Origin of the sequence: Nonomuraea basaltis (assembly GCF_005893125.1) — a bacterium.
GTDB classification, from domain to species: domain Bacteria; phylum Actinomycetota; class Actinomycetes; order Streptosporangiales; family Streptosporangiaceae; genus Nonomuraea; species Nonomuraea basaltis.
The window spans coordinates 1-17,793 of sequence record NZ_VCJS01000018.1; the positions used below are offsets into that span (position 1 = coordinate 1).

The 17,793-nt window shown below is 70.3% G+C and carries 17 protein-coding genes and 1 pseudogene; 13 read left to right on the top strand and 5 right to left on the bottom strand.

Annotation, left to right across the window (positions count from 1 at the left end; translation table 11 throughout):
* Positions 1-131 precede the first annotated feature (131 nt).
* The 3 genes from EJK15_RS11055 (at position 132) to EJK15_RS11065 (ending at position 4,211) form a co-directional block, all read left to right on the top strand.
* Entirely contained in the window at positions 132-2,372 is a 2,241-nt protein-coding gene (locus EJK15_RS11055) for an ATP-binding protein (RefSeq protein ID WP_240776897.1), read from the top strand.
* A gap of 87 nt (positions 2,373-2,459) precedes the next feature.
* Positions 2,460-3,602, top strand: coding sequence for an FAD-dependent monooxygenase (locus EJK15_RS11060; RefSeq protein ID WP_138710285.1), 1,143 nt, complete (start codon positions 2,460-2,462; stop codon positions 3,600-3,602).
* Between the two features lie 33 nt (positions 3,603-3,635).
* Positions 3,636-4,211 (top strand): hypothetical protein, encoded by a 576-nt coding sequence (locus EJK15_RS11065; protein WP_138710286.1) that lies wholly within the window; start codon positions 3,636-3,638, stop codon positions 4,209-4,211.
* On the opposite strand, the gene EJK15_RS11070 is transcribed toward EJK15_RS11065, so the two are convergent.
* Positions 4,201-5,019 carry an SAM-dependent methyltransferase gene (locus tag EJK15_RS11070; protein WP_138710287.1) on the bottom strand — a complete coding sequence of 273 codons (819 nt, stop codon included), beginning with the start codon at positions 5,017-5,019 and terminating at the stop codon, positions 4,201-4,203. The two genes, EJK15_RS11065 and EJK15_RS11070, sit on opposite strands and share 11 nt — an antisense overlap.
* A 196-nt stretch (positions 5,020-5,215) precedes the next feature.
* A pseudogene (locus EJK15_RS74370) lies at positions 5,216-5,353 on the bottom strand (HTH domain-containing protein); the annotation flags it as partial.
* A gap of 296 nt (positions 5,354-5,649) precedes the next feature.
* On the opposite strand from EJK15_RS74370, the gene EJK15_RS11080 reads away from it, so the two are divergent.
* Positions 5,650-5,835, top strand: a complete 186-nt coding sequence (locus tag EJK15_RS11080; RefSeq protein WP_138710288.1) for a hypothetical protein — start codon at positions 5,650-5,652, stop codon at positions 5,833-5,835.
* A 54-nt stretch (positions 5,836-5,889) separates the two neighbouring features.
* On the opposite strand, the gene EJK15_RS11085 is transcribed toward EJK15_RS11080, so the two are convergent.
* Positions 5,890-6,990: a serine hydrolase domain-containing protein gene (locus tag EJK15_RS11085; protein ID WP_138710289.1), complete on the bottom strand. Its 1,101-nt coding sequence runs from the start codon at positions 6,988-6,990 to the stop codon at positions 5,890-5,892.
* A gap of 100 nt (positions 6,991-7,090) precedes the next feature.
* Between EJK15_RS11085 and EJK15_RS11090 the strand changes: the two genes are divergently transcribed.
* On the top strand, positions 7,091-7,735 hold the full coding sequence (locus tag EJK15_RS11090; RefSeq protein WP_138710290.1) for a TetR/AcrR family transcriptional regulator: 645 nt from the start codon (positions 7,091-7,093) through the stop codon (positions 7,733-7,735).
* Here the strand turns inward: EJK15_RS11090 and EJK15_RS11095 are convergent.
* Together EJK15_RS11095 and EJK15_RS77490 are read right to left on the bottom strand one after the other, a co-directional pair.
* Positions 7,716-8,504, bottom strand: a complete 789-nt coding sequence (locus EJK15_RS11095; RefSeq protein WP_138710291.1) for an N-acetylmuramoyl-L-alanine amidase — start codon at positions 8,502-8,504, stop codon at positions 7,716-7,718. The genes EJK15_RS11090 and EJK15_RS11095 overlap by 20 nt on opposite strands.
* 72 nt (positions 8,505-8,576) lie before the next feature.
* Positions 8,577-8,702 (bottom strand): alpha/beta hydrolase, encoded by a 126-nt coding sequence (locus EJK15_RS77490; protein WP_420847048.1) that lies wholly within the window; start codon positions 8,700-8,702, stop codon positions 8,577-8,579.
* 182 nt (positions 8,703-8,884) lie between these two features.
* Here EJK15_RS77490 and EJK15_RS11100 point away from each other — a divergent pair, with 182 nt between their 5' ends.
* The 8 genes from EJK15_RS11100 (at position 8,885) to EJK15_RS11135 (ending at position 17,792) form a co-directional block, all read left to right on the top strand.
* Entirely contained in the window at positions 8,885-9,517 is a 633-nt protein-coding gene (locus EJK15_RS11100) for a GOLPH3/VPS74 family protein (protein WP_138710292.1), read from the top strand.
* A gap of 29 nt (positions 9,518-9,546) precedes the next feature.
* Positions 9,547-11,019 (top strand): APC family permease, encoded by a 1,473-nt coding sequence (locus EJK15_RS11105; protein ID WP_138710293.1) that lies wholly within the window; start codon positions 9,547-9,549, stop codon positions 11,017-11,019.
* A 19-nt stretch (positions 11,020-11,038) separates the two neighbouring features.
* Positions 11,039-11,629, top strand: coding sequence for a GNAT family N-acetyltransferase (locus EJK15_RS76245; RefSeq protein ID WP_206060790.1), 591 nt, complete (start codon positions 11,039-11,041; stop codon positions 11,627-11,629).
* 123 nt (positions 11,630-11,752) lie between these two features.
* Positions 11,753-12,886, top strand: coding sequence for an alkaline phosphatase PhoX (locus EJK15_RS11115; protein ID WP_138710294.1), 1,134 nt, complete (start codon positions 11,753-11,755; stop codon positions 12,884-12,886).
* A 166-nt stretch (positions 12,887-13,052) separates the two neighbouring features.
* Entirely contained in the window at positions 13,053-15,563 is a 2,511-nt protein-coding gene (locus tag EJK15_RS11120) for a glycoside hydrolase family 9 protein (RefSeq protein WP_138710295.1), read from the top strand.
* A gap of 67 nt (positions 15,564-15,630) precedes the next feature.
* Complete coding sequence (locus EJK15_RS11125) at positions 15,631-15,954, top strand: PadR family transcriptional regulator (RefSeq protein WP_138710296.1); 324 nt, start codon at positions 15,631-15,633, stop codon at positions 15,952-15,954.
* Entirely contained in the window at positions 15,951-16,862 is a 912-nt protein-coding gene (locus tag EJK15_RS11130; RefSeq protein ID WP_138710297.1) for a hypothetical protein, read from the top strand. The genes EJK15_RS11125 and EJK15_RS11130 overlap by 4 nt, the downstream gene beginning before the upstream one ends.
* A gap of 33 nt (positions 16,863-16,895) precedes the next feature.
* Positions 16,896-17,792: a hypothetical protein gene (locus EJK15_RS11135; RefSeq protein WP_138710298.1), complete on the top strand. Its 897-nt coding sequence runs from the start codon at positions 16,896-16,898 to the stop codon at positions 17,790-17,792.
* Position 17,793: the final 1 nt, after the last annotated feature.

Genomic DNA, 17,793 nt, shown 5'->3' on the forward strand with positions numbered 1-17,793 from the left:
GCCCACCCGCCCACGCACCAGGCGGCAAAGCACGCGGCCAGGCACCGGACCGCGCCACCGACGCGGCCGCGCACGCATCAGGGCGTGTCGCCGACGCAGCCGAAGGACGTCGTTCTCGGGAAGCGTGCTTTGTGGACCTGTCACTCGTGGACGGCCCCGGGCAGGTGGCGTTGGCCGTCCTTGGGGCGCTCGGGCTGCGGGAGTCGGCGCTCTGGCCGCCCCTCGCGGCAGCCGGGCGGCCCGATCCGGCCGAGCGGCTGGTGGCGGCGCTAGCCGAGCAGGACCTGACGCTCATCCTGGACAACTGCGAGCACGTCATCGCCGAGGCCGCCACGCTCGTCCGGCGTCTGCTCGCCGCCTGCCCTTGCCTAACCGTCCTGGCCACCAGCAGGGAGCCGCTGGGCATCACCGGCGAGCACCTGGTCCCGCTGGCTCCCCTGTCCACCCCGCCGCCGGACGCCGAGGATCCGTACGGTTATCCCGCCGTCAGGCTGTTCGCTGACCGGGCGGCGACCGTGCGGCAGGGCTTCTCGGTCGGGCCCGGCAACGTGGATGCGGTGCTGCGGATCTGCTCGGCGCTCGACGGCCTGCCGCTGGCCATCGAGCTGGCGGCGGCCCGGGTGCGTACGTTCGGCGTGGACGAGATCGCCGCCCGCTTGGCCGAACACGGCAGGTTCAGGCTGCTCTCGCGCGGCGATCGCACAGCCGCCGCCCGCCACCAGACGCTCCACTCGGTTGTGGAGTGGAGTTGGAGCCTCCTGGACGCCGAGGAGCAGGCGCTGGCCAGGCGGTTCTCGGTGTTCGCCGGGGGAGCGAGCCTGGCGGCGGTCGAGGGGATCTGCGGCGTGGACCCCGCCGAGGCGCTCATGGGCCTGGTGGACAAGTCACTGGTCGAGACCGACGGCGAGCGCTACCACATGCTCGACACCATCCGGCTGTTCTGCGCGCAACGGCTGGCGGAGGCGGGCGAGGACGAGCGGCTGCGGCAGGCCCACGCCGCCTGGTTCCTGGAGCTCGCCCAGCGCGCCGACGATCACCTCTATCGGGCCGAGCAGCTGGACTGGATGGCGCGGCTGTCGGCCGACAACGCCAACCTGCTGGCGGCGCTGCGCTGGAGCGTGGAGCGCGCCAGGACGACGGCGTTGCGGCTGGTGGCGGCGCTGGGGATGTACTGGTGGCTGAGCGGGCGGCGCGACCAGGCCACCGGACCCGCCGTACGCCTCCTGGACGCGATCGGCCAGGAACCGCCCGCCGGGATGGCCGAGGAATACGTGCTGACCGTGCTGCACGCCGTACCCGACGCCGGGTCGTCGCACTGGGAACGGGCACGGGCGATCGTCGAGTCGCTGGACCGGCCGATGCGCTACCGGTTCGGCGTGGCCCTGTGGGGAATGATCGCGGGCCCGCCCGCCACGACCGGACGGCGGTATCAGGCCCTGGGCTCCGATCCGTGGAGCCAGGCGCTCGGCACGCTCGGGGAGGCGCTGATGGCGCTGCTGAGCGGCGAGGTCGCGCAGGCCGAGCGGGAGCTGGAGTCGGTGCTGGCGGCCTTCGGTGAGGTGGGCGAGCGCTGGGGAAAGGCTCAGGCGCTCGACTGGCTCGCCTTGATCGCGGGATGGCGCGGCGAGTGGGCGCACGCCATGGGACTGTGGCAGGAGGCGATCGAGCTGCTCGAAGAGCTCGGCGCGCTGGAGGAACTGGTCGACGTGCTGGTACGCCGGTCCGACGCGCACTGCCGGGCCGGCGACCTCCTGGCCGCGCGCGTCGACTGCGAGCGCGCGGCCGAACCCGCGCGCCGCCTCGGGTGGCCGGAGCTGACGGCTCGGGTCAACCTGTCGCTGGGCGAGATCGCCCGGTTCGAGGGCGATCTGACGGAGGCGGCTCGGCGGCTCAGCGCCGCGCTGCGCACTTTGGCGGAGAACGGCGGGTTCACCGTCACGGGCACCAGGTCGCACGTGCTGACGGCGCTGGGCCGCCTGGCCGAGGCGACCGGCCACACCGCCGAGGCCGGGCGCAGGCACCACGAGGCGCTGGCCGTCGCGCTCAGGTCGCCGATGATCACCGATCTCGCCGACGCCGCCGAGGGCCTGGCCGGCCACGCCCTCCTCACCGGTACGACCCCGCTGCCCGGCGGCACGGCAGAGCAGGCGACAGGGCAGGCGAGGCACGCGCCCGGCGAGATGGAGCGGGCGGCGCTGCTGCTCGGCATAGGCGTGGCGCTACGTGGCATGGCGGTGACCGGTGATCGGGACGTCGCCAGGATCGCCGCCGCCGCCACGGAGGTCCTGGGCCCGGAGGCGTTCGCTACGGCGTTCGCCAGGGGCGCGGCCATGGGCAGGGACGATGCGCTGGCGGCGCTGGCCCGGCGGTGAACCGGCAGTCGCCCCCCTGACAGGCGAGGGCGCGGCTGTCAGCCGGTAGTCGCCACGCTGTCAGCGGCGGTGGCGAAGCTCTCGGGCATGAAGAACGCGAACATCCTCGTCTCCGGCGCCAGCATCGCCGGCCCCGCCCTCGCCCACTGGCTCATCCGGTACGGGTTCAACGTGACCCTCGTCGAGAAGGCCCCGGGTCTGCGCCCCGGCGGTCAGGCCGTGGACTTCAAGGGCGAGACGCACCGCACGGTCCTGACCCGCATGGGGATCCTTGAGGACGTACGGAAGCTCCAGACCGGCGGGACCGACCAGCTGATCGTCGACGCGAACGGCCGCACGCTGGCGGTCATGCCCGGCGAGTTCACCGGCGGCGACCTCGAGATCGGGCGCGGCGACCTATCCATGATCCTGTACGAGCGAACGGCCCCGGCCTGCGAGTACGTCTTCGGCGACTCGATCACCTCGCTCACCGAGACCGCGGGCGGTGTCCACGTCACCTTCGAACGCTCCGCGCCCCGCACGTTCGACCTGGTGGTGGGGGCTGACGGGATCCACTCCAACGTGCGCCGGCTGGCCTTCGGCCCCGAGGACGGCTACGTGCGGCACCTCGGCCACTACTACGCCCTGGTGGAGCTCGACGAGGACTTCGGCGCGGTCCCGAAGATGTACAACGAGCCCGGCCGGCTGGTCGCCGTCGGCGGGCCGAAGGCGGACGCGTTCTTCACCTTCGCCTCCGACCGGCTGGACTACGACCGCTACGACGCCGGACAGCAGAAGGACATCCTGGCGCGCGTCTACGCGGGCATGGGCTGGCAGGTGCCCGCCGTCATGGAGGCGGTGCGCCGTGCCGGCGACGTCTACCTCGACTCGCTCAGCCAGGTCAGGATCGACCGCTACCACCAGGGCCGCGTGGTGCTGCTCGGCGACTCGGCCTACGGCAACACCCTGGGCGGCTTCGGCACCGGTCTGGCCGTGGTGGGGGCGTACGTGCTGGCGGGCGAGCTGGCCGCGGCCGGCGGCGATCACCACGTGGCCTTCGCCGAGTACGAGCGGCAGCTCCGCGGGTACGCCAAGATCGCCAAGAACGGCAACGCAGGCCCCTTCCTCGCCCCCGCGACCCCGGCCAGGATCCGGATGCGCAACTGGATGTTCAAGTACCGCTTCCTGCTGGCTTTGATGATGAAGATAGGCGACAAGTTCGCGACGGACATCGATCTGAAGAACTACTGAACCTTCGTCCCATCGGCCGCATCCAACCCCAACGTGATCAAATTTCAGCAGCTCACCACTCTGTCCGCCACCGTCATCGCCTCGACCGTGATCGCCGTCCCCGCCGCTCAGGCCGCCGAGCGCCCCTCCTGCCCGACCCCGGCCAAGGCGGAGGCGAAGCGCTCCCAGGACACCGAGACCGACCAGCCACCGAGGGGCGCGACGGCCATCAAGGGCGTCCGCGTCAACCACATCCCGAAGGGCTTCACGTACGGCGGGGTCGTGGTCAACAAGCACGACGGCATCACCGAGTACGGCTACCAGTGGTCGGACGAACGGGACGACGTGGACCGCAAGCACAGGTGGCTGTGGGTGCGGGTGGTGTGCTGGCCGGCGGCCAGCAAGCTCGCGCAGCTGAAGAACGCCCCGTTCGAGCTGGGCACGTTCTCCGGCGACGCGAAGGCGGCGAAGATCGGCGGCCGCAAGGTGCTCACCCAGGTGGGCGACGGGGCGCTGGGCCACGGCAGGTACGCCGGCTGGGTCCAGCGCGAGGGCGTGGTCGTCACCGTGATGGCCTCCGAGCCCCTCGTGCCTCAGCTCGGCAAGATCATCAAGGGGATCAGGCTGTGAGCCGCCCGACGCCTCCCTTGATGAGGACCCGGGGCACGCCGTCGATCAAGGGGAGGTGGGCTTCGTCCGGGCCGATGTGCCAGTCCTGGACCGGCACCAGGCCGGGCCCGATCAGCTCGAACCCGTCGAACAGCCGCAGCACCTCCTCGTGCGTGCGGAATCTGCCCTGGGCCGACGTGCCGGCCGTCGCCATCGTGAGCTGACTGATCGCCTCCGGGTGGCTCTCCGCCATCGCGTGCGCGATGACCAGGTGACTGCCCGGCGCCATCCGCTCTCTGAAGGCGGCCACGATCCCGGCGGGATCCTCCTCGTCCATGACGAAGTGCAGCACGCCGACCATGAGCACGCAGACCGGCTGTTCGAAGTCGATCAGGCCGATGACGTGCGGATCGGCGAGAGTCTCCGCGGGGCGGCGCAGGTCGGCCTGGACGGAGGCGATGCCGGGGGCGTCGGCCAGCAGCACCTGGGCGTGCAGCCGCACCACCGGGTCGTAGTCGACGTAGACCACCCGGCAGGAGGCGTTCACCTCGCGGACGGTCTCGTGGATGCTCGGCGAGGTGGGGATGCCGGTGCCCAGGTCGATGAACTGCCGTGTGCCCTGCTCGGCCAGGTGGCGTACGGCGTCGATCTGGAAGCGGCGGTTGGCCCTGGCCACCAGGCGGGTGTCCGGGGCGACGGCGAGCAGCTTCTCGGCGATCGCGCGATCGACCGCGAGGTTGTCCTTGCCGCCGAGCAAATAGTCGTAAACCCGGGCAGAACTCGGGACACTCGGGTCGACACCGGGCGGAACGCGTTCTAGCTCGGTCACTAGGGGCCGTCTCCTTAGCCACGTACAACGTGGAGGACATACTACTCGGCTCTGCCGGACCGAATGGCGCGGTACGGGATCACCCCCTTCATCAGGGCGGGGAGCCAAAAAGAACACGTTCTCGTTTACCTGCCGGGCACGGCCTCAGCCAGGCGCGCGGCCAGGCCGCGCACGTGCTCGACCAGCTCGTGCGCCCCGCAGGCACGGGGTAGCCCAGCTCGCGCAGCCGGTCCACGTCGCGGCGCACGGTGCGGGCGGTCACGCCGATCCGCCCCGCCAGCTCGGCGCCCGACCAGTCGCGAGGGGTCTGCAGCAGGGACAGGAGCCGGATCATCCCGTTCCGCCGCTGATCCTCCGCGAGCTCTTCGGCAGCCGCTGACACCGGGGGCCAAAGACGGGCCCGGAGGTGAACAGGTGGAGACTGGAGGCGAACGGGTGGAGACCGGAGGTTAACGGGCGGGAACGGGAGATCCGGGTGGGGACCGGAAAAGCGCGGCTGGAGCCCTAATCCGGGGGTCGTACCAGAAATACAACCGGATGACCGATGCGCTCGCGGCTCGGACCTGTGCATCCTGGTGGGGGACGGATCCGGCGCGGGGCCCGGTCCGATCGGAGAGGAGCCACGAGGGCATGGAGAACGCGGCAGGCCGCCCAACCGTGATCTTGGACAATGGCGTCGTCGGCAGGGTCATGCTGGCCCATTCCTACCGGCGCGACCTCGTGCTCGTGCTCGGCATGGACGGCACCCTGCTCAGCTGCCAACTCGACGACATCGCCTGCGTGGTCGGAGGCAAGCCACTCTGCCGCGACGGCTGAGCCCTGCGGGGCACCGACGGCTGAGCGCTGCGGGTCCTCCGGGATCCTCCGGGGTCAGCCGCGCGCGACGAGGTCGCCGATCCGCCCGGCCGCCGCGAAGTCGTTGGTGAACCGGTTCTTGGTGATCGCGAACGCCACCCCGGTCGCGGTGTCGGCCCAGGCCGCACTGCCGCCCGCGCCCCCGACCCCGAACACCGTCGGGCTCTCCTCGGCCGTCGACGTGGGACCACCGATGCCGTACCCGAGCCCCCACACCGAGGGCATGCCGAAGATCTCGTCGACGCCGCTGGAGGCGACGGCCGTCACCTCGCGCAGCCGCTCGGCGGAGATCAGCCGCGTCCCGTCCACCTCGCCGAGCAGCGCCGCGTACATGCGTGCGATGGCCCTGGCCGAGGTCTTGCCGCCGGCGGGGATGTCGGCGGACAGGTAGTCGGACCGGTTGCCCAGCTCCGCTGACGGCATCAGCGTCATCGGCCCGGCCTTGAACATCGGCAGGTCCGCCGGCATCTCGCCCCACGCCGACATGTCCATCGGCGCATCCTCCAGCCTGGCCACCCGGGCGTGCTCCTTCTCCGGCATCCCGAAGTACAGCTCGTCGCCCACACCCAGCGGACCGGCCACGTCCTCCAGCAGGACCTGCGAGATCGGCTTGCCGGTGGCCCGCCGGACGATCTCGCCGACCAGGTATCCGAACGTGTAGGCGTGGTAGCCCATCTTGGTTCCCGGCTCCCACCACAGCTCGGCGTCCTCCAGCGCGGCGATCATCTTGCCCCAGTCGCAGGCGTCCTCCGGTGTGGTGTCGAGCGGCACGCCAGGCACGCCCGCCGTGTGCGACAGCACGTGCCGTACGGTCACGCCCTGCTTGCCGTGCCGGCCGAACTCCGGCCACAGCTCGGCCACGGGCGTGTCATAGCCGAACAGCCCCCGCTCGACCAGCACGTGCGCGACGGTCGAGGTGGCGCCCTTGCCGATCGAGAAGTTGTAGAAGGGTGTGTCGGAGGTGACGGGCCGCCCGGTCTCGAAGTCGGCGACGCCCGCCACCACGTCCACGATCTGCCGGCCGTCGCGATAGACGGCCACCTGGAGCCCGCGTTCATCCCCGGACTCGACGAGTCTGTCGGCGGCTTCCTGCACCTGCTTCTGGAGGTCGGTCATGGTGCGTCCTTCACTGCTCGCCATTGGAACTAGACGGTACAGTACTCAAGTCGGTACGGAACTGTCTAGTACTCTGTTCCGTAAGACGAGAAGGGACGCCATGGCAGCGGAAGAGGACACCCGAACGGCACGCAAGCGCAGGCAGATCCTGGAGGCCGCGCGGCCGGTGTTCCTGCGCAACGGCTACGTGGGCACGAGCATGGACGAGGTGGCGGCGCTGGCGGCGGTGTCGAAGCAGACCGTCTACAAGCACTTCACCGACAAGGAGCAGCTCTTCACCAGCATCATCCTCGACACCACCGGTCAGGTGGACGGGCTGGCCAAGATGATCACGGTGGCACTGGACGACAGCGACGACCTGGAGAGGGACCTGGGCGAGCTGGCCAGGCAGTTCCTCGACGCGCTCATGCGGCCCGACCTGCTGCGGCTGCGCCGGCTGGTGATCGCCGAGGCCGACCGATTCCCGGACCTCGGCCGCACCTGGTACGAGCAGGGCTTCGAGCGCTCGCTGACGACCCTGACCACCGCCTTCGAGCGCCTGGCCGACCGCGGCCTGCTGCGCCTGGACGACCCGCGACTGGCCGCCGAGCACTTCGTCGGCCTGCTGCTGTGGGTCCCGGTGAACAAGGTCATGTTCTGGGGCGGCGGTGACCATTACACGCAGGCCGACCTCGAACGGCTCTCCGAGGCGGCCGTCGCGGCGTTCCTGCGCGCCTATGGAGCCTCTAACTCAGGAAACGCTTGATCCCGTCGGCCAGGGAGGTGGCGATGCGCTCGCGGAATTTCGGGTCGGACAGCTTGGCCGCGTCGCCCCTGTTGCGCATGTTGCCGCACTCGACGAACACCACCGGCCGCTTCGACAGGTTGAGCCCGCCCAGGTCGGTGCGGGTCTGCAGCCCGTCCTTGCCGATATAGGTGGAGTACGGCAGACCGGTGCCGGCCTGGTAGGCCTTGCGGATGGAGAGCCCGAGCCGGCGGGACGGCTCGACCACCTCGTCGTTGTGCCCGGGGAGCAGCCCGGGCATGATCACGTGGAATCCGTGTCCGTTCGGCGCGGCGCCGTCGCCGTGGATGGACACGACCGCGTCCGCCCTGGCCTCGTTGCCGAGGGCGGCCCGCTCGGTGATGCAGGGGCCGACGCCCTTGTCGTTGGGCCGGGTGAGCACGACCTTGGCGCCCATGCCCTGCAGAATCGGCTTGAGCCGCCCGGCGACGTCCCAGGTGAAGGCGTGCTCCTGATATCCGTCGTCGGTCTGGGTGCCGGTCGTGTTGCAGGCCTTGCGGCCGGTGATGATGTCGACCTGGCGGTTGATCTCCTCCGGGTGCGCGGCGTTGCCGCCGTTGTGGCCGGGGTCGATCACCACGGTCTTCCCGGCCAGCGCCCCCTTGGTGGGCGACTTGGTGGGCGACGGTGCCGCGGGCGGGGCAGCCTCCTCCTGCGCGGCCGGCACGGCGCCGCCGCACGCGGTGGACAGCGCGGTCAGTGCGGTGAGTGCCACGAGGTTCGCGCGCATGGGCACGACCGTACCGGGCGGCGTGCGACACACCCAACACCCGGCTGACCTGCTGTTTCGTGTCGCGGTGCGTTACGGCATGTCATGTCGCGCGCCGCCTGCGGCTTCAGCGGCCCCGGTGTGCGGCGTGGACGGATCGCGCAGGTCCTGAACGAGCAGCACGTCCGACAGCCCGCGGGAGGTGGCCTCGTCATGAATCGGACATCACCCATAGCCGATAAATCATCACGCTAAGCGCTATTTCCTGTCATTATCCGGACTTTCCACAAATAGGGCCTACCCGGGCGATGTCGTTCTTGATAGATATTTCGGCTGGCGGTCACACGCTGCTCCCTAAGCCGGTCATCCTTAAAAGACGATAGTGAGCGGACCGATTCAAGGTGCTTGCCGATGATTTCTTCCTCGTCTCGTGGGATACGACGGGCTCGGGCAAACCCCGGCTGTACGTCCAGGGCATCGCGCTGGGCCTGGCCGGCGCCCTGATCGCGGAGCTGGTGCTGGCGCAGCGGATCGCCGTGCGCGGGGTGCGGCTGAGCGTGGCCGACCGGCGGCCGGTCCAGGAGAACGTGGCCGACAAAGTGCTGTCCGAAGTCAGTAATTCGCCTCAGCATACCGATGTCCGTACGTGGCTCGCGTATCTCGCACAACGGTCGATAGCGGATGTGAGCGGGCGGCTGGCGGCGGCCGGCCTGCTTCAACGTGAAACCCCCAAACTGCTCAAGCGTAAACAATGCCGCTATTTCTCCACCGATTTCAGCCGGGCCATGTGGCCCGCGACGCGGCTGCGGCTGGGGCTGGTCAGGTGCGAGCCGCTGTCGCCGCAGGACATGGCGCTGGCCACGCTGGTGGACGCGTGCGACATGACGGACACCGTGCTCGACGAGCCGTCCGACCGGCGGGTGGCCCGCCAGTACCTGACCACGCTGCTGGCCGCGATGCCCCAGCCGCTCAGCGACCTGAGCCGCCAGGTCAGCGCGGCCGTGGGCGACGCCGTGCTCACGTACCGCATCTGACGCCTCACACACCCCCTGAAAGGAACGCGATGCGCACCGCCACCCGGCCCGATCCGATTTCCGGCGCCCTTGCCGCCGACCGGCTCGGCGCGCCCTCGGTCGTCTATTTCGTCCTGTCCGCCGCGGCTCCGCTCACCGTCGTCGCCGGAGTGGTCACCACCGCGTACGCGGTCACCGGCATCACGGGCCTGCCGATCGCGTTCGTGGTGGTGGGCATCGTCCTGGCGGTGTTCTCCGTCGGGTACGTGGCCATGGCCAGGCACATGGCGAACGCCGGCGCCTTCTACACCTACATCACCCGTGGGCTCGGGCGGCCCGCGGGCATCGCGTCGGCCTGGATGGCGCTCCTCGCGTACAACGCGCTGCAGGTGGGCCTGTACGGCGCGTTCGGCGCCGCGACGACCCCGCTGCTCGAACAGTGGCTGGGCGTCACACCGCCCTGGTGGGTGGTCTCGCTGGCCGCGTGGGCACTGGTGGCGGCGCTGGGCGTGATGCGGGTGGACGTCAACGGCCGCCTGCTGGGCGTGCTGCTCACCGCCGAGGTGGCGGTCATCCTGCTGTTCGACTTCGCCGACCTGATCAATCCTGGCCCGTCCGGGTTCTCGATGGCGGCGCTGTCGCCGAACGCGCTGTTCGAGCCCGGCGTGGGGGCGCTGCTGGTGATCGCGACACTGGGGTTCGTCGGGTTCGAGTCGTCCGTGGTGTTCTCCGAGGAGAGCCGCGAGCCCCGGCGTACCGTGCCGCTGGCCACGTACTCGGCCGTGGCGATCATCGCCGGCCTGTACGCGCTGTCGTCCTGGGCGATGACGGTGGCCACCGGCCCGGCCAACGTCGTGGCCACCGCGCAGCGCGACCAGGCGGACACCATCTTCGTGCTCGCCGCGCAGCACCTGGGCGGCACGGTGGTGGACATCGCCAGGGTGCTCTTCGCGACCAGCGTGATCGCGGCGATGATCTCCTTCCACAACACGACCGCCCGCTACTTCTTCGCACTCGGGCGCGAGCGAGTGCTGCCCGCGGTCTTCGGCCGCACCCGGGCGCGCAGCGGGGCACCCAAGGCCGGCTCGATCGCGCAGAGCGTGTTCGGGCTGGTCGTCATCGTGCTGTACGCGGCGCTCGGCCTCGATCCGCTGGTGCAGCTGTTCTTCTACGGCGGCTCGTTCGGCGGGTTCGGGGTACTTCTGCTGATCTTCGTGACCTCCATCGCGATCGTCGCCTTCTTCCGCCGCGAGCCGAGCGGCGAGACGTTCGCGCGGCGGCTCGTCGCGCCCGTGCCCGCCGCGATCGCGCTGGCCGTGATGGTGTGGTTGGCGCTGGTGAACTTCCCGACGCTGCTGGGCGTACCAGAGGACGACCCGATCGCCTGGATCCTGCCCGCGATCTACGGCGTCGCCGCCGTCGTGGGAGTGGTGTGGGCTCTCGTGCTTCGGGCGGGGCAGCCGGCGATCTACGCTGCGGTCGGGAAGGGCGCCAAGGCGGCCACCGTCCAGGACACCGCCTGACCGAGAGGAGACCTGGGCCATGAGAGAGACCTTCACGATGCGGCCGGACGTCCGGCACGCGACCGCCGAGGACGCAGGGGCGGTCGCGGAGCTCATCGCGACCGCGTTCGCGCAGCTCAAGGTGGTGAGCTACCTCGTGCCCGACCGCAGGGAACGGCACAGGATCCTCACCGCGAACTTCCAGATCTACGTGGACCACGCGCTGGAGCACGGCGAGATCCACCTCATCGACGGCGGCTCCGCGGCCGCCGTCTGGTTCGCCGCACCGATGCCCGCGCCGCGGGACTACGACATTCGCCTGGCGGAATGCACCGGCGAGTGGGCCGACCGCTTCCGCGTGCTGGACGCGCTGTTCGAGGAGCACCATCCGGCCGAGCCGCACCACCACCTGGCCTTCCTGGCGGTGCACCCGGACCATCAGAATCAGGGGCTCGGCTCGGCGCTGCTGCGCCACCACCACGCCCGGCTGGACGGCGCGCCCGCGTACCTGGAGGCCAGCAGCACCGGCAGCAGGGACCTGTACGCACGACACGGCTACCAGGCCCGCGAGCCGTTCGCACTGCCGGACGGGACGCTGTTCTGGCCGATGTGGCGGCCCGGCGCCCCATGAGGGATCACGGATGGGACAGCGTGAGGCGTCACCGATTCGACCGCCCGCGTTCACCGCGCGGCGGGGCGGCCGTGGAATCGTGCGTCCACAGCCGCGAACCCGACCTCGACGATTGGAGCCGTGATGCGCCGCCGTACCTTCATCAGGACAGTCTCGACAGGGCTTGGGGCGGTGGCGTTCTCCGGCGCCGTGTGGCACGACGCGGTGGCCTCCGTCTCGGCGGGTGAGAGCCCGTACGGGCCGCTCGGCGCGCCCGATGCCAACGGCATGGCGTTACCCGCCGGGTTCAGCGGCCGGATCGTGGCCAGGTCGGGCCGGATCGTCGGCGGCACGCTCTGGCATCCGGCCCCGGACGGCGGCGCCTGCTTCGCAGACGGCACCGGCTGGATCTACGTGTCCAACTCCGAGGTGCCACTCGTCGGCGGGGCGTCGGCGATCAGGTTCAACGCCGACGGCACGATCGACCGGGCCTACCGGATTCTGAACGGCACCAACCTCAACTGCGCGGGCGGCGCCACGCCGTGGAACACCTGGCTGTCGTGCGAGGAGATCTTCCGCGGCCGGGTCTACGAGACCGACCCGTACGGTGGCTCCGCCTGGCCGCGCCCCGCCATGGGCAGGTTCAAGCACGAGGCCGCCGCGTGCGACCCCGACCACCGGGTGGTCTACCTGACCGAGGACGAGACCGACGGCTGCTTCTACCGCTTCACGCCCGGCACCTGGGGCGACCTGTCCAGCGGCCGACTCGACGTGCTGTGCGGAGCCGGCGGGGACAGCGTCGAATGGCGGCCCGTCCCCGACCCGACGCCCGGCACCCTGGAACGCCAGACCCGGCACCAGGTCTCGGCCGCCCGGCACTTCAACGGCGGCGAGGGCTGCTATTACGCGGCCGGGGTCTGCTACTTCACGGCGAAGGGCGACCGCAAGGTGTGGGCGTACGACACCGCGAACCAGACCGTGACCGCGATCTACGACGGCACCGGCACGCTCGACGGCGTGGACAACATCACCGGGCGGCCGTCCGGTGATCTCTACGTGGCCGAGGACGGAGGCAACATGGAGATCAACATCATCACGCCGGACGGTGTGGTCGCCCCGATCGTACGGCTCGACGGGCAGAGCAAATCGGAGATCACCGGGCCCGCGTTCTCGCCCGACGGCAACCGGCTGTACTTCTCCTCGCAGCGCGGCACCAGCGGCGAGTCGGCGGGAACGGGCGGCATCACGTACGAGGTGACCGGCCCCTTCCGCCGCTGACCAGCGCGCGGAAGGGGCCCGTCCGCGCGTGGCCGGAAGAGTCCAGGGATGAAAGTTTCACAGTCTTCGAGGACCGATGGTGCGTACCCGTTGACGCGGCGGCGGCGGGAAAGGAGGATCGGAACGCTCCTATTGGGAGCGCTCCCAACCCCCCCGAAGGACCTCCATGACCCGATGCCGGGCCGCCTTACTGGCCCTCCTCACCATGGTCGCCCTGTCCCCCGCCACGACGGCGCACGCGGACGAGGGACCCGAGCAGATCGTGAACGGCACCTTCGACGCCGGAACCGCCCCGTGGTGGAGCACCGGCAACCTCACTCTCGCCGTCGGCGACGGACGGCTCTGCGCCGACATCCCCGGCGGCACCGCCAACCCGTGGGACGTCATCATCGGCCAGAACGACATCCCGCTGGTGGAAGGCGAGACGTACGCCTACGGGTTCTTCGCCACCGCGACCTCTGCCAAGGTCGGCAGGGCGCTGATCCAGCTCCCCGTGGACCCGTACACGCAGTATTTCGCGGCGAACCCCGAGCTGAGCGTCTCGGGCGGCGACTACTCCTACACGTTCACCGCGCCCGTCTCGCTGCCCAACGCCCAGGTCGCGTTCCAGCTGGGCGGCAGCGCCGAGCCCTGGAGGTTCTGCATGGACGACGTGTCGCTCAAGGGCGGCGCGGAACCCGAGGAGTACGAGCCCGACACGGGCCCGCGCGTCCGCGTGAACATGGTCGGCTACCTCCCCTCCGGGCCCAAGAAGGCCACCGTGGTCACCACCGCGACCACCGCGCTGGACTGGGAGCTCAAGAACGCCGCCAAGGAGACGGTCGCCAAGGGCCGGACCACCCCGAGGGGCGTGGACTCCAGCTCGGGGCAGAACGTCCACACGCTCGACTTCAGCTCGTACCGCAAGACGGGCCGGGACTACACGCTGAGCGCGGACGGCGAGACGAGCCGGCCGTTCGACATCGCCGACGGCATCTACGACCAGCTCCCGGCAGACGCGCTGAAGTTCTACTACACGCAGCGCAGCGGCATCGAGATCCTCGACAGCCTCAGGCCGGGATACGGCAGGCCCGCCGGCCACGTCGGCGTGGCGCCGAACCAGGGCGACGTGAGCGTTCCGTGCCAGCCGGGCGTCTGCGACTACTCGCTCAACGTCAAGGGCGGCTGGTACGACGCCGGCGACCACGGCAAGTACGTCGTCAACGGCGGCATCTCGGTCTACCAGCTCATGGCCGCCTACGAACGGGACAAGGCGGCCTTCAAGGACGGCCGGCTGAACATCCCCGAGAGCGGCAACGGCAGGCCGGACATCCTGGACGAGGCAAGGTGGGAGCAGGAGTTCCTGCTGAGCATGCAGGTGCCGGACGGCAAGCCGTTCGCCGGGATGGCGCACCACAAGATCCACGACCAGAACTGGACCGGCCTGCCGCTGCTGCCGCACCTGGACCCGCAGCTCCGCGAGCTGCACCCGACCTCGACGGCCGCGACGCTCAACCTGGCCGCGACGGCGGCGCAGGCGGCCCGGCTGTTCACCCCCTACGACGCCGCGTTCGCCGCCAGGAACCTCGAGGCGGCCCGCAAGGCGTGGGCGGCCGCCAAGGCCAACCCGGCCAGGTACGCCGACCCGAACGACGGCACCGGCGGCGGCTCCTACAGCGACGACAACGTGAGCGACGAGTTCTACTGGGCGGCGGCGGAGCTGTACATCACGACGGGCGAGAAGGAGTTCAGGGACTTCGTGCTGGCCTCGCCGCACCACACCGGCGACATCTGGCGCGATCGCGGCTTCGACTGGGGCAACACCGCCCAGCTCGGCCGCCTGGACCTGGCGACCGTGCCCAACGGGCTGCCGGACCGGGCGCGGGTGCGGCAGTCGGTGGTCGAAGGGGCCGAGAAATACCTCACGATCCAGCGGGCGCACCCGTACGGACTGCCGTACAACCCGCCGGACTTCGACTGGGGCTCCAACAACCTGGTGCTGAACAACATGGTCGTCATGGCCACGGCGTTCGACCTGACCGGGCAGGAGAAGTACCGGGCGGCCGTGCGCGAGGGCATGGACTACATCCTGGGCCGGAACGCGCTCAACCAGTCGTACGTGACCGGCTACGGCGAGGTGGCCTCGAAGAACCAGCACAGCCGCTGGTACGCCCGCCAGCTCGACCCCGCACTGCCCAACCCGCCGCGCGGCACGCTGGCCGGCGGCCCGAACTCCCACATTCAGGACCCGCTCGCGCAGCGGCTGCTCCAGGGCTGCGAGCCGCAGTTCTGCTACATCGACCACATCGAGTCGTGGGCGACGAACGAGCTGACCATCAACTGGAACTCCCCGCTGGCCTGGGTCTCGGCGTTCCTGGCCGACAAGAGCGGGCGGTCGGACTGCCGGGTCCGCTACTCGGCGCGCGGCTCGGGCGCCTTCACCGCCCAGGTCGTGATCGAGAACACCGGCAAGCGGACCGTGGACGGCTGGAGTCTGCGCTGGTCCTTCCTGGGCGGCCAACGCGTCGGGCACGGCCTGGGAGCTTCGCTGTCGCAGTCCGGCTCGGTGGTGACGGCCAAGAGCTCAGGCAAGATCAAGCCGGGCAGGTCCGTCACGTTCGGCTTCACCGCGGTCAACCTCTGGGGCCCTAATCCGGCGCCCGAGGTGTTCCACCTGAACGGCGACCGCTGCAGGTGATCTGTGACGCCCAGCGGAAGTCCGCTGGGCGTTGCACACGCTCCGTTCAACGGAATAATGTCAGCCCATGCCGAGGGGAACGTCTGAAGTCAGCGAGCCGATGTACTTCGTGCTCGCCGCGCTCCGCGCCGGACCGCTGCACGGACACGCGATCAGCAAGTCGATCAAGGAGCTGTCGGGGGGCCGGGTGCAGCCGTCGGTCGGCACCCTCTACGGCATCCTGGAACGCCTGAACGAGCGAGGCATGATCGCCGTGGACCGCGAGGAGGTCGTCAACGGCCGCAACCGCCGCTACTTCCGGATCACCGACGAGGGCCAGGCCCTGGTGGAGGCCGAGGCCAGGCGGATGCAGGCGGCCGCCTCCCTCGTTCTGCGGCCGTCCAGTACATGACGGCCGTCGAGCCGGCCCCTGCCATGGCGGCACTGGAGCGGCGCTACCGCAGACTGCTGCTGGCCTACCCGCCGCAGTACCGCGCGGCGCACGGCGACGAGCTGCTCGACGTCCTGCTGGATTCGGCTCCCCCCGGCAGGACGGTCCCGGTGCCCAGAGAGGCGTGGGGCCTGCTGACCGGCGGGGTGCGCAGCCGCATCGCCCACCAGGCGGCGGGCCCGGCGTGGGTGGACGGCCTGCACCTGGCCGTCACGGCGCTGGCGGTGGCGAACCTGGCGGCGCTGCTGCCGTACGCGGGCGCACTGCCGCTGTGGACGCTGCTGTCCGCGCTCGCGCTGTTGGCAGTCCTGCGCGGATGGGCGCTCACGGCGTTTCCCCTCACCCTCGTCACCGGCCTCAAGGCGGTCGCGATCGCGAGCGGCGAGCAGCCGTTCGACGTCACCCTGCTGCCGGTCTCCCCGTCGTGGCTCGCCGAGCAGGCTCTCTTCCAGGAGGACAGTCCCATCACGGTGGCGGCCGGGTACGCGGTCGCACTGATCGGCCTGCTGGTGCTCGCCTCGCGCCGGCGAGCGCCGCTGACCAGGTCATGGGGGTGGTTCGCGGCGGTGGTGGCCGCCGCGTGGGCCGGTCCGGAGTGGATGGCCGAGGACACGGCGTATGCGCTCAGCCTCAGCAGGATGGCCGTGGAGGCGGCGGGGTTCGGGCTGGCGGCGGCGTGCTGCTACGTGACGCGCGACCACCGCTGGGCGCTGGCGGCCGGCATCTACCTGCTGGTGTCCGCGGGGCAGCCGATCATCCACGCCGAGCAGCTGACGAGGCAGCACCTCGCCTACTGGGGCGTGCTGCTCGTGCTGACCCTGGGCGCCGCCTTCGCGCCCTTCCGCCAGCGCCGGCACTGCCTGGATTGACCATACTTCGTTAAACAGAGTATAGTCGTCGCCATGCTCACGAGATCCCACGTGGCCGCCGCCGCGTTGCTTGCCCTGGCCACGCTCTCCGGCTGCGGGGGCGTCGCCGAGAGCGCCGCCCCGTCGCCGAGCGCGGCGAAGGACAAGAAGCACCGGCTCGAAGCGGCCAAGGCCGACTGCATGAAGCAGAAGGGCTTCAAGTACGTCGCGTACGTCATGCCGCAGAAGCAGGAGAGCGAGGAAGAGCGCAGGCGCGCTTCGGGCGACTACCAGGCGATGCGGAAATATCGCGAAAAGTATGGCTTCGGGGTGTTCGCGATGCACGTCTACCCCAAGGAGATGGGCAACCCGGCGGTCAAGCCCGACAACCCCGAGATCAACCCCAACTGGAAGATCCAGTCGGAGTTCTCCAAGACGCAGATGGAGGCGTACCGGAAGGCGTCGGACGCCTGCATGGCCGCGGGAGTCAAGCAGGTGCTCGGCCTGGAGGTGAAGTCGGACATGGACTACTACGCCGAGCGGAACAAGATTTCCAACCGGATGCTCAGGGCGAGCCTCAACAGCGATCCCAAGCTGGTGGAGCTGGCCACCGCCATGGCCACGTGCCTGAAGGGCAAGGGCTATGCGATCGGCCAGACCACGCCGACGGCCATGTCCGAGCGCGGCCCGGAGGCGTTCCGCACCGAGGAGGACAAGCTGGGCCGGGAGCAGCGGGACGACGTGCCCGACGTCGCGCCTCCGCTGAAGGAGGACGAGCTGCCGATGTACTACGCGCCGACGCTCACTCCCGAGCAGGCCAGGCCGTACCTGACCAAGGAGATCAAGGCGGCGCTCGACGACCTGGAGTGCGGCAAGGACTTCTACCCCGTCTACATCCCGCGGGACTCGGCGATCCAGAAGCAGGTCGACGACCAGTTCGGCATGTGGTGAT